Raw genomic sequence first — 12,460 nt, 5'->3', positions numbered from 1 at the left:
CAAACGCCCTAACTTACCAGATTATGAGCAGGCTGTCAACGGTGATTTTGTGAACGGTCAATCCCGTTACGCCACCACTTCCTCCGGTTCACGCGGCTGCGTCCGGAACTCGCCTTCCCACTTGGAGATGATACAGGTCGCTACGGCATTTCCGGCCACACTCGTCGCGCTGCGGCCCATGTCCAGCACCTGGTCGATACCCAGCAGCAGGGCCAGCCCTTCGATCGGCAGGTTGAACAGCGACATCGTTCCGGCGATGATCACCAGCGACGCCCGCGGTACGCCCGCGATTCCCTTTGAGGTAATCATCAGCGTCAGCATCATCGTAATCTGCTGTTCGAGGCTCAGCGGCACCCCGTAGGCTTGGGCGATGAAGGCCGTCGCAAAGGTCATGTACAGCATGGACCCGTCGAGATTAAACGAGTACCCCAGCGGCAGCACGAACGAAATGATCCGCTCCGAACAACCAAACCGACGTAACGCTTCGATGGTCTGCGGAAACGAGGCCTCCGAACTGGCCGTACTGAACGACAGAATAATGGCCGTCCGGACCTCCTTCAGCAGCGCTACGTAGGGAATGCCTACCACGAGGCAAATCGCCCAGAGCACGACAAACAGGAAGAACAGCAGCCCCCCGAAAAAACAGAGAATCAGGTAAGCGTATCCGGCCAGGATGCCGAGTCCCTGCTGCGCCACAACGGCCGCGATGGCGCCCAGCACCCCAAACGGCGCAAACGCCATGACGTAGCTGGTCACCTTAAACATCACGTGCGACAGGGCGTCGAGGGCTTTCACCATCACCTTACCCTGCTCACCGATGGCCCCCACGGCTACCCCGAAGAAAATACTGAACACCACAATCTGCAGAATCTCGTTGTTGGCGAGCGCTTCGGCAAAACTGTTTGGGAAAATATGCGTGATAAAGTTTTCGAACGTCAGTTTCTGGGCTTCAATGCCCGTATCGGTACCTTTGGGAGGCAGGGGGAGGCTCATTACCTCGCCCGGTTTCATGATATTCACCACCAGCAGGCCCGTGATAAGCGACAGAATGGTGGCAAAATAAAAGTACCCCAGCGTTTTGAGGCCAATGCGCCCGACGGTACCAAAATCACCCAGCTTGGCAATACCGACTACCAGCGTGGCAAACACAAGCGGACCGATAATCATTTTGATCAGCCGCAGAAAGACTTTAGACAGGATGCTGAGGTCGGTACCCGAAAACCCTGATTCAGTAACCGGAAACAGGTAGCCGATCAGAATCCCGAGCACCATGCCCAGAAAAATACGCGTGGTTAGATTTGGTAGTTTCATGCAGTCAGGTAAAAGGCCTTAAAGACAAAAGTAACGGAATCCTGTCAGTTCCGAAATGTCCCTGCCCTGAAATAACCCGGTCTGGTACACATGTCCGGCAAAAAGAACCGTTCATACTCTTTTTTGCAACACCAGGTTACATTTCTGTAGCAAAGACATTGATTAACCGGTATCTTCGTTCCCGCTGCGCACTACTTTCTGTTGAATACCCGGCGGTAGATGGGTTTTCGGTACGCAAACTGAAGCCAGAATACTGGATAAATCAGGTAGTCCATCAGCCAAAAAGGCGTTCGGAACGTAATGTCGTCGATGATCAGGGTTTGTTCGGCCGCATCGGTTGGGCTGATTCGAACCAGCCGGTGCCGATGGTGCCAGTAGCGCAGAAAAAATGGCAGGCGCGTGCCTTCGTCTATGAAGTAGATTTCCTGTTCCGACTGCTGCTGGTCAACAATATGGCTGATCCAGTCCTGTTTGAACAGAAAAAAATTGAGTTGCAGATGCACTACGTCACCTTTGAGGCAGCCATCAAACCTGACCACATCAACGGGTGGGAAAGGCGGGCTGAGCTTGTCGAACAAGGTGCGGTCAAAGCCCGACCAGACGGTGGGCAGCGTTTGCGTTACGGAAGTAGATAAAACCAGATGCATACGACTATTAACCGAAGAAGTAGCATTCAGGTTAGAGCGATTTACCGTTTACTAAGATCGTTGGCTGTCAGGTTGATAAATACAGGAACATCTACCAATTTGGGGAGATGCGTCTGATGAAATTCTCGTTCACAGAAATGAATTAATATTCTGTTTATGTATCGACGTTTAGGGTGTCTGATTTGTTTACGAATACTCGTTCTGTTGGGATGGGCGACCCAGGGTTGGGCCTTCTCTCATCAGCCTGAGTATATCACCGTACGCAATGGATTACCCCAGGGATTCGTTAAATCCATGCTTCAGGACCAGCGCGGATTCATCTGGCTGGCCACCCGCGACGGGCTTTGCCGATACGACGGACTCCGGTTCAAAATATACCGGCACGAACCCGAAAATATCCGGTCGCTTTCGTTCAGCAGCATTCTCGAAATCAAGGAAGATGCCCGCGGACGTATCTGGCTCCGCACCGAAAATAACCACGTCGACTGCTTCAATCCGGTTACTGAACAAACCGTACGGGTATCCAACTCGACCGCCTTTCGGCAGGCTCTCGGCCGCGATATGCTGGTTAGCCTGGCTCCCGATCAGCAGGGGAACGTATGGGTAGCCACGCAGATGAACGGTTTTTTTCGGCTCAGTTCCGATGGTTCCGTTCAGCATCACCACTGGGCCGCCGTTAACGATTCGGTGCAGCACGTACTGCGCACCATCCTTCCCGACCGCCAGGGTCACCTTTGGCTGGCAGCCGCCGATGGCCTGCATCGGTTTGATCTTACCAGCGGTCAGTGGGTTACGTATGGGACTCAGCATGGCTTCCCGCAGCCGCGGGTATGGGATCTGCACCGGCGGGCCAACGGCGAACTGATGCTGGCCTTTCCGAATCAGTTCGCGATCTTCAATCCAGACCAGGGCAAAGTTCGCCGGCTCGTTTCATTGCCGGAAAGTCAGGCGGGTGAGGTGCCGGTTTTCGCGACCGATTACCGGGGTCGGGACTTTGTGAATCAGCATTCATACAGCGACAAGACCGGTCTGACCGTCGTACCAGCCGATCCTAAACTACGGCAGTATACCCCCATGTCGCTGCTCGTCGATCATTCCAACGTATTGTGGATTGGCACTTCCGGCGACGGCGTCGTGAAGTACGACCTGAATGAACTGCCGTTCAACGGCCGCCCGTACGTAACGAATTTCCAGGTCGACTGGATGACCCAGCAGGTCGGCATTCCGGAAGCAGCCATCCCGGCGGTTATCCGAAACGAATGGTCGTTTTCACTGCGGTACCTGTTCGACAGCCAGAAAAACCTGTGGGTAGCCGGTGCCAAAACGCCCCCCTACCGCTACGATCCCGTTGCCCGGCGGTTCAGTCCGATTCAACCCACCGGCATTCCGGCGAAGTGGCTAACAGACGGTCCGTTCCGGCTGACGGCCCTGGCTATGGGGCAGCAGGGCGAGGTGTGGGGTTTGCTGGGGCCCAACCAGCGGGTGATCGTCCGGTACAATGCCGGGCAGAAAAACTTCACGGCCTTTCAGTTACCGCTGCCCGCCAACCATCCCTACCAGATTGTTGCCATGGCGGTCGACGGTGGGCGCATCTATCTGGCTACCCAGCAGCACGGTCTGCTGCGGGCCGACTTATCGACCAACCGCCTGATTCACTGGTCCAGCATTCCGAACGAATCCAGTTCGCTGCCCGTCAATGATCTGTTGTGTCTGGCCCAGCCGGTAACGCAGCATAATTCGCTCTGGATCGGTACCTATGGCAACGGCCTGTGCCGGCTGGATAAGCTGACGGGTAAGATCCAGCGGTTTACCGACCGCAACGGCCTGCCGAACAACGTTATCTACGCCATCCGTCCCGATGGCCACGGGCACTTGTGGCTGAGTACCAACCGGGGGCTGTGCTGGTTCGACATCAATACGTTCGAGGTGCGAAGCTATACGTCCGACGATGGATTGCCCGGCGATGAGTTCAACCGGTTTCACGACGTAGTACTGCCCGACGGCCGGATCGTTTTCGGCGGGGTAAATGGCTACACGGTCTTTAACCCCCGGCGCGTCCGTGAAGACGGCTTTAAGCCCGTTGTTGCCCTCACCGCCCTGCGTATCAACAACCAGCCCGTCAACGCCAGCGATCCGGAATCACCCATTCGGGAAACCATCAATGAGGTTAAGGAAATCATTCTGGATCACCGACAGAACTTCCTGTCGTTCGATTTTGCCGCGCTACAGTTTAACCGCAGTGCCAAAAACCAGTACCGGTACAAACTAATCGGGCTGGACGACGACTGGGTCTACAGTGGTACGCAGGCTACGGCAACCTACACGAACCTTTCGCCCGGCACTTACAACCTGGTCGTAAACAGCTCCAATACGTCGGGCATCTGGAGTCCGCATCTGCACCAGATACGGGTCATCATTGAACCACCGATCTGGGCGACGTGGTGGGCCTACGTGTTGTATGGACTGATGCTGTTGGGTGCCGTTGCCTGGTTTGTGCGGGTACGGGTCAAACGGGTGCAGATGCGGCACCGCATGGAACTTCGCGAACAGGAATCGCTGCAGCTCAAAGCCCTCGACGAAATAAAGTCCCGCTTTTTTTCCAACATTACCCATGAGTTCCGAACGCCGTTGACCCTCATTCTGGCCCCACTGGAAGAGCTGCTGCGGGAAATCACCTCCCCTCAGCATCACAGCCGGCTCTCAACGGCCTACCGGAATGCCAGTCAGCTGCTTCGGCTCATCAATCAGCTGCTCGATCTGGCCAAGCTGGAAGCCGGTAGCCTGCCCGTGAAAGAATCGCCGGGCGATTTAGTCGGGTTTGTAGAGCAGTGCGTAAGTTCATTTGCCGATGAAGCTGACCGTCGGCAGATCCGCCTGCAGGTAGACCACCAGACCATGCACCGGTTTTACTGGTTCGATACCGACAAGCTGGAAAAGGTGATCAACAATCTGGTGGCCAATGCCCTGAAATTCACCGGTCAGCAGGGTACGGTAGACGTACACCTTGCCAGCCGTCTGCTCAGCGAGCGTACGGGTGCAGCCGATGACGTACCTAACAGCCTCGTTCGGCTCACCGTAACGGATACGGGAGTGGGCATTGCCCGGCATAAACTGCCGCACATCTTCGACCGGTTCTACCAGGTCGATCAGACGGCCAGCCGCTCAGCCGTCGGCTCCGGCATCGGTCTTGCGCTGGCGAAAGAACTGGTGGATGCCATGCAGGGAACGATTAATGTCGAAAGCCGCCCCGGACAAGGGACCACCTTCACGGTAGAGCTGCCGTGCCGGCTTGCCCGGGCGACCGGACTTGTTGACGAGCCCATCGTTCAGCCGCTACCCGTCCGGCTGTCGACCCAGCCGCTCGAACCCACCGCAACCGCTGCGTCATCGCCTGATCCAGCTCATATCCTGCTGGTGGAAGACAATGACGATATTGCCGCCTACGTCACCGACGTACTCAGTCCTTACTGGCAGATTACCCGCGCCGGTAACGGACAGGCCGGGATTGAACTGGCCCTGATGGATTGTCCGGATCTGATCATCAGCGACGTACTCATGCCCGAACTCAGCGGGTATGAACTATGCCGGACGCTGAAGGAAAATCCGCTGACCAGCCACATTCCTATTATCCTGCTGACGGCCCGGGCCTCACCGGACAGCCGGGTTGAAGGCTTTACGGCCGGCGCCGATGATTACCTGGCCAAACCGTTTTCGGTCGAGGAACTGCGCTGGCGCATCCGGAACCGACTTGAACAGCAGCGCCGGATTCGGGTGCATTACCGGACCCAGTTGCTGCGCGAAGGGAACATCCCCTCTCCAACGCCCCAGACGACGGTCGATGACGACTTCCTGAACAAGGTTTATTCGACGCTCGAAGCGCACCTCGACGACTCCACATTTGGCGTTGAGCCCCTGGCCTACTCAGTCAATATGAGCCGGATGCACCTGCACCGCAAACTGAAAGCGCTGACCGGCATGTCGGCTAATGAACTGATCCGGGCGGTGCGGCTGAACCGGGCCGCCGAGTTGCTGGCAACCAACGTTCCCGTGTCAGAAGTAGCCTACCGGGTTGGTTTTGAAGCACCCGCCTACTTCTCCCGCGTTTTCAAAGAACAGTACGGAGTTACGCCATCTGAATTTGCTGATCAGAACCGTCTCAAATCGGCCTGAATAATTCAAAAAGTACCAAAGCGCCCAGTTTACAGCCTTTAATCCGACGGCTGCAAGCTGGGCGCTTTATTGTTGTTTATACCCGCAAAGCTACCGTTTACACCAGAATCAGGGTCATTAATACCCCATGTTACAAATTTGATAGCCCGTGTTACGAACGAACAAGCCTTTTATCCCCCCACCTTGTAACATTGTTCAGTAATTGATTTGTCCAACTTTTAGCAAAACACCAAAACCAAAAACTCATGACGTACTTCTCCTCTGCCGTATCCTCGGCCCGTTCCACACAAATCGAATGGCCTCCCCTGAAACTGTACATTCGAGAGACCGGTCGTCAATCGTTTCCCGTGAGTGATCTTGTATACATGCAGGCAGTAGCCAACTATAGCTGGCTGAACTGGATGGATGGTCGGCGCATGCTGATGCCCCGCACGCTGAAATATTATACGCCCAAACTACCGTCAGAATGGTTTATCCGGTTGCACCGCAACTGCGTAGTTAACCGTCGGTACGTTGAGCGGCTGGAGCGGACTGAAACAGGTGGTTTGGTCCACCTCACGACGGGCGACGTTCTGCCCGTATCCCGTCGTCGCTGGAGCACGGTTCGCCGTCAGTTGATCGGTAACCTGTCGCATCTGAACTAACTGAATTGTATAGTAAACGCAAAAGCCCCGGCCGTTCGGTCGGGGCTTTTGCGTTTAAAAGCCCACTGGCTGGATAGTGTTATAAAAGACACCTTCATAACAATTAATTAACATAACTCCGGGTCTATCCCCGTAGCTTTGCCGCAGTTAAATCAACCCAAAACTTTATGAACAAACAATTACGACAGACCATGCAGATATGGCTCTGGTTGATGGTGCTTTTGCTGGCACCAGTGAGCGCAGTATGGGCGCAGGTGTCTTTCGGGCCTGGCAGTTTCACGGTTTCCCAGAACTTTAACTCACTGATCACCTCAAGCAATGGGACGTTCACACAAAATTCGACGCTTCCAGGCGTTTATGGGGAGCGGACAGGAACCGGCACTACCATTGTTGCCAATGACGGAAGTAGTAACGCCGGAAATTTATACAGCTACGGTACTGGCACTGAAACTGACCGTGCCCTTGGTTCAGTTGGATCAGGTAATGCAGCCGCCGGTAATTTCACGTATGGCTATCGGTTAAAAAACGAAACCGGATCTACCATTACCTCCCTGCGTGTACAATATACGGGTGAGCAATGGCGAAACGGGGCTGCGGCTGCGCAGACGGTTGCCTTTTCATACCTGGTTTCAGCCAGCCCGATCACCACAACTACCCCGGGTAGCGCCCTGCCGACCGGCTATACTGCCGTAAGCGGTCTGGACTTTACCAGTCCGATTACGGGCGGTTCTGCCGGGCCGCTTAATGGTAATCTTGATGCCAATCGCACGGTCAAAGACGTAACGATTGATGTATCCATTCCGAATGGTTCGGAAGTCATGCTTCGCTGGTATGATCCGGATCATACGGGATCGGACCATGGCCTGTCCATTGATGATCTGACGGTTACGGCCACTACTGCCGGCCCTGCCGTGCCTGGTTTAGCCATCAACGATGTTTCCTTAAACGAAGGCAACAGTGGCACTACCACGTTCGAGTTTACGGTAAGTCTTTCATCCCCTGCGGGACCAGGTGGAGTTACATTCGATATTGCCACTGCCGATAACACGGCCACTTCGTCGGATAATGATTATGTGGTTAACTCACTTACCGGACAGACGATTCCGGCGGGGAGCAGCACGTACTCGTTTTTTGTGACGGTCAATGGCGATGTCTCCTCTGAATCGAATGAAACATTCTTTGTTAATATAACCAATGTGACAGGGGCGTCGCTCACTGATGGACAAGGTCAGGGAACTATTATCAACGACGACGTACCCACTGGCCCGGTCGTATCGATTGCCGCTACAGACGCTGCAGGTGCCGAAGCCGGTCAGGATCCCATTACGTTTACCATCAGCCGCACCGGCGCTGTGACGGATCCACTGGACGTAACCTATACGGTTGGCGGAACGGCCACCAACGGAACCGATTATACCCCAACACTATCCGGAACGGTAACGATTCCGGCAGCTCAATCGGCGGTAGCGATCACGATTACGCCGACAGATGACAACGTTTCCGATGCGAACGAAACGGTGATTCTTACGCTGGTGGATGGGGTGCCCTACGATCTGGGTGCCACTACGTCGGCCACGGCAACGATCACTGACAACGACGTCATCCGCATCCACGACATTCAGGGGGCCGGCCACGTGTCGACGCTGAACGGCCAGCAGGTAATCGGCGTACCGGGTATCGTAACGGTTGTCCGGAGCAACGGGTTCTACATGGAAGACCCGAACCCAGACGGCAACGACAATACGTCGGAAGGTATCTTTGTCTTCACGTCATCAGCCTCCGGCCGCACCGTGGGTGAGTCCGTTACGGTCTCTGGTACCGTAAATGAGTTCCGTCCGGGTAGTGACGCGGAGAACCTGAGTACAACACAGATCATCTCGCCTACGGTAACGGTAGTATCCAGCGGGAATCCGCTGCCGGCTCCGACGGTGATCAGCGCCAACTCTGGTCCCGGTATCCGCACCATTCCGAACCGGGTTATCAGCAATGATTTCCCCCAGAATGGTGATGTGGAACAGTCGGTATTCGACCCGGCTCAGGACGGCATCGATTTCTACGAGAGTCTGGAAGGTATGCGGGTGCAGATCAATAACCCCGTTACGACCGGCCTGCTGAACACAAACAACGAGATTTGGGTGCTGGCCGACGGGGGTGCCGGTGCCAGCGGGGTTAACAGCCGCGGCAGCATCACGGTGAGCGGCAACGACGCTACTGACGTCAACAATGCGTTTGGCGACAACAGCGACTTCAACCCTGAATCCATTCAGATTGATGACGTACTGGCGGCTACCAACACGTTGGACAACGCCAACTCAGGCACGCAGCTCAATACGATCGTCGGTGTGGTTGATTATGCTTTCGGAGAATACGAAATCCTGACTACATCGGCGGTAAGCATTGCTACGTCAAGTACACTTACGAAGGAAGCCACGTCAGTAACGGGCACCGCTAACCAGTTGACGGTTGCTACGTTCAACGTTGAGAACCTGGATCCGAGCGACGGTGCGGCTCGTTTCAACGCGCTGGCTTCGGCTATCATCGACAACCTGAAGTCGCCGGACATCATCAGTCTGGAAGAAATTCAGGACAATAACGGAGCCACGAATGATGCGGTTGTTGATGCCGGTACAACGTTCCAGACGCTGATCAATGCGATCGCATCGGCCGGCGGTCCAACGTATCAGTTCCGTCAGATCAACCCCGTGGACGACACCAACGGCGGTGAGCCGGGCGGCAACATCCGGGTTGGCTTCCTGTTCAACCCGAATCGGGTTACGTTCGTTGATCGGCCGGGCGGTAATGCTACGACTCCAACCTCGGTCAGCAATGCCTCGGGCAACCCGCAATTAACGCTAAGTCCGGGTCTGATTGATCCGACGAATTCGGCGTTTACCGGCAGCCGGAAGCCGTTGGTAGGGGAGTTCGTTTTCAATGGCCAGACGGTGTTCGTCATTGGCAATCACTTTACCTCTCGGGGGGGCAGCGATGCCCTGTACGAGCGGATTCAGCCGCCGACCCAGGGAGGCCAGTCAGCGCGTGAATCGCAGGCCGCCATCGTCAACCAGTTTGTCGATAATCTTCTGGCGGTTAACCCGAACGCCAACGTTGCCGTTGTTGGTGACTTCAACGAGTTCCAGTTCTTCCCCGCTATGCAGATTCTGGAAGGGGAAGTGCAGGGACAGACGAAAGTGCTGAACAACCTGGTCGAAACGCTGCCTGTCAACGAGCGCTTTACGTACAACTTTGAAGGTAACGCGCAGGCCATTGACCACATCCTGGTGAGCAACGGTCTGTTCAGCAAACTGGACGCATTTGATGTTGTACACATCAATTCCGAATTTACCGATCAGTTGAGCGATCACGATCCGCTGGTAGCCCGGTTTACTATTGCTCCAGTAGCTACGCCGTTGGCGCTGACGCTGACGGCCAGCCCAAACCAGATCCTAACCACCGGCACCACTACCCTGTCGGCTACGGTATCCGGTGGCACCACGCCCTACAGCTTTGCGTTTGCCGGTCCGGGTACGATCACCCAGAGCCCGACCAGCAACACAGCCAGCGTATCCGGCCTGTCGACCGGGGTGCAGACCTTCACCGTGACGGTAACCGACGCAACGGCCCCAACGAGCCAGACCATCACTGGTACGGTAAGCGTGACGGTAAGCGAAGCGCCACCGACCAACACGGCCCCGACTACTACGGGCATCGCCAACCAGACGGCCACCGTCGGCCAGCCCTTCAGCCTGAACGTAGCGTCTGCATTCAGTGACGCCGAAACGCCCAACGCCCTGACGATTACGGCCAGCGGTCTGCCCGCGGAGCTGAGTCTGAGTAACGGTGTCATCTCGGGTACGCCATCGACGACGGTGGGCAGCCCCTTCACGGTGACGGTCACGGCTACTGATCCGGGCAGTCTGACAGCCAGCACCCAGTTCACGCTGACGATCAATCCGGCACCGGTTGTGAGTGGTCCATTTGCCATCACGGGTGTAACGACGGTCAACTGCTTCACGATCACGGCCAATCAGCGTCAGGTTGTCTTCAACCCGCAGTACAGTGGTCTGAATGGGCAGCCGGTAAGCTTCTCGGTGGCCAACGAGTTCCTGCCCACCACCCAACCGGGCCCCTACTCGCTGAATCTGTATACCGACAATCCGACGATCGTACTGAAAGCTACCCAGCAGGGTACGCCGACCGAAGCCAGCTTTACCTACAACTGGCTGGCGGCTTGTAACAACAACCAGGGCGGTGGCACGACCAACACGGCTCCGACCACAACCGGTATTGCCAACCAGACGGCCACGGCCGGTCAGCCCTTCAGTCTGAACGTAGCTTCTTCGTTTAACGATGCCGAAACGCCGGGCAGCCTGAGCTTCACGGCCAGCGGTCTGCCGGACGGTCTGAGCCTGACTAACGGGGTAATCAGCGGTACGCCGTCGACAACCGGGGTATCAACCGTGTCGGTTCGGGCAACTGACCCGGGCAATCTGTTTGTTGAAACCAGCTTTACGCTGAACGTGGTCAACCCGATCAGTGGCGGTTCATTCGCGATCACCAGCGTTACGACGGTCAACTGCTTTACGATCACGGCCAATCGTCGTCAGGTTGTCTTCAACCCGCAGTACAGCGGTCTGAATGGGCAGCCGGTAAGCTTCTCGGTGGTCAACGAACTGGTTCCGACAACCCAGCCGGGTCCGTATTCCCTGGAGTTGTACACAGACAACCCGACGATTGTGCTGAAGGCTACCCAGCAGGGTACGCCGACCGAAGCCAGCTTTACCTACAACTGGCTGGCGGCTTGTAACAACAACCAGGGCGGTGGCACGACCAACACGGCCCCGACCACAACCGGTATTGCCAACCAGACGGCCACGGCCGGTCAGCCCTTCAGTCTGAACGTAGCCTCTTCGTTTACCGATACCGAAACACCTAACGGGTTGTCGTTTGCCGCAACGAATCTGCCGGACGGTCTGAGCCTGACTAACGGGGTGATCAGCGGTACGCCGTCGACAACCGGGGTGTCAGCCGTAACCGTAACGGCTACTGATCCGGGTAGTCTGACAGCCAGCACCCAGTTCACCCTGACGGTGGTTAACCCAGTCGACGGCGGTGGCTCATTTGCCATCACCGGAGTAACGACGGTAAGCTGTCAGTCACTGTCGGCTAATCTGCGCCGGGTAACGTTTAACCCGCAGTACAGCGGTCTGAATGGTCAGCCGGTAAGCTTCTCGGTAGTCAACGAGTTCCTGCCCACCACCCAGCCGGGCCCCTACTCGCTGAATCTGTATACCGACAATCCCACGATTGTGCTGAAGGCTACCCAGCAGGGTACGCCGACCGAAGCCAGCTTCACTTACAACTGGCTGGCCGCCTGCAACAGTCAGAACGCCCGGATGGCGGCTCCTGAGTCGGCTCCGCTGTCGGTAAGCGTACTGGGCAACCCGACCTCGAACGAGTCTGTCGAGTTTGAGGTGCGCGGTGCAGCGGGTCAGTCACTGACCTTGCGCGTAACGGATCTGCAAGGCCGGATCCAGAGCGAAACAGCCGTCAAACAGGCATCTTCGGTTGAGCGCCACCAGTTGCATCTGGGCCGCTCATCGGGTATGTACCTGCTGCAGGTAAGCACGCCAACCCAGACGAAACTGGTGAAGGTAGTTCGCCAGTAGTTCGGTTAATCGTCAAAAACGC

General features: G+C 56.1%; 5 protein-coding genes. 3 read left to right on the top strand and 2 right to left on the bottom strand.

Annotation, left to right across the window (positions count from 1 at the left end):
* Positions 1-66: 66 nt before the first annotated feature.
* Both DYU11_RS19435 and DYU11_RS19430 read right to left on the bottom strand, forming a co-directional pair.
* On the bottom strand, positions 67-1,311 hold the full coding sequence (locus tag DYU11_RS19435) for a dicarboxylate/amino acid:cation symporter (RefSeq protein ID WP_119669364.1): 1,245 nt from the start codon (positions 1,309-1,311) through the stop codon (positions 67-69).
* Positions 1,312-1,502: 191 nt separating this feature from the next.
* The gene (locus DYU11_RS19430) at positions 1,503-1,958 is read right to left on the bottom strand and encodes an SRPBCC family protein (RefSeq protein ID WP_119669363.1); all 456 of its coding nucleotides are present in this window, start codon (positions 1,956-1,958) and stop codon (positions 1,503-1,505) included.
* A gap of 156 nt (positions 1,959-2,114) precedes the next feature.
* Here DYU11_RS19430 and DYU11_RS19425 point away from each other — a divergent pair, with 156 nt between their 5' ends.
* From DYU11_RS19425 to DYU11_RS19415, 3 genes are all read left to right on the top strand, one after another.
* The gene (locus DYU11_RS19425) at positions 2,115-6,128 is read left to right on the top strand and encodes a hybrid sensor histidine kinase/response regulator transcription factor (protein WP_119669362.1); all 4,014 of its coding nucleotides are present in this window, start codon (positions 2,115-2,117) and stop codon (positions 6,126-6,128) included.
* 245 nt (positions 6,129-6,373) lie between these two features.
* Positions 6,374-6,772, top strand: coding sequence for a LytR/AlgR family response regulator transcription factor (locus DYU11_RS19420; protein WP_119669361.1), 399 nt, complete (start codon positions 6,374-6,376; stop codon positions 6,770-6,772).
* Between the two features lie 167 nt (positions 6,773-6,939).
* Entirely contained in the window at positions 6,940-12,438 is a 5,499-nt protein-coding gene (locus DYU11_RS19415) for a DUF8508 domain-containing protein (protein ID WP_119669360.1), read from the top strand.
* Positions 12,439-12,460: the final 22 nt, after the last annotated feature.

The organism is Fibrisoma montanum (assembly GCF_003583365.1).
GTDB classification, from domain to species: Bacteria; Bacteroidota; Bacteroidia; order Cytophagales; family Spirosomataceae; genus Fibrisoma; species Fibrisoma montanum.
This window is presented reverse-complemented; position numbering and strand designations above follow the sequence as displayed.

Coding starts and splice junctions, on each gene's coding strand:
- DYU11_RS19435 (WP_119669364.1), bottom strand. CDS start 1,311: ATGAAACTACCAAATCTAACCACGCGTATTTTTCTGGGCATGGTGCTC.
- DYU11_RS19430 (WP_119669363.1), bottom strand. CDS start 1,958: ATGCATCTGGTTTTATCTACTTCCGTAACGCAAACGCTGCCCACCGTC.
- DYU11_RS19425 (WP_119669362.1), top strand. CDS start 2,115: ATGTATCGACGTTTAGGGTGTCTGATTTGTTTACGAATACTCGTTCTG.
- DYU11_RS19420 (WP_119669361.1), top strand. CDS start 6,374: ATGACGTACTTCTCCTCTGCCGTATCCTCGGCCCGTTCCACACAAATC.
- DYU11_RS19415 (WP_119669360.1), top strand. CDS start 6,940: ATGAACAAACAATTACGACAGACCATGCAGATATGGCTCTGGTTGATG.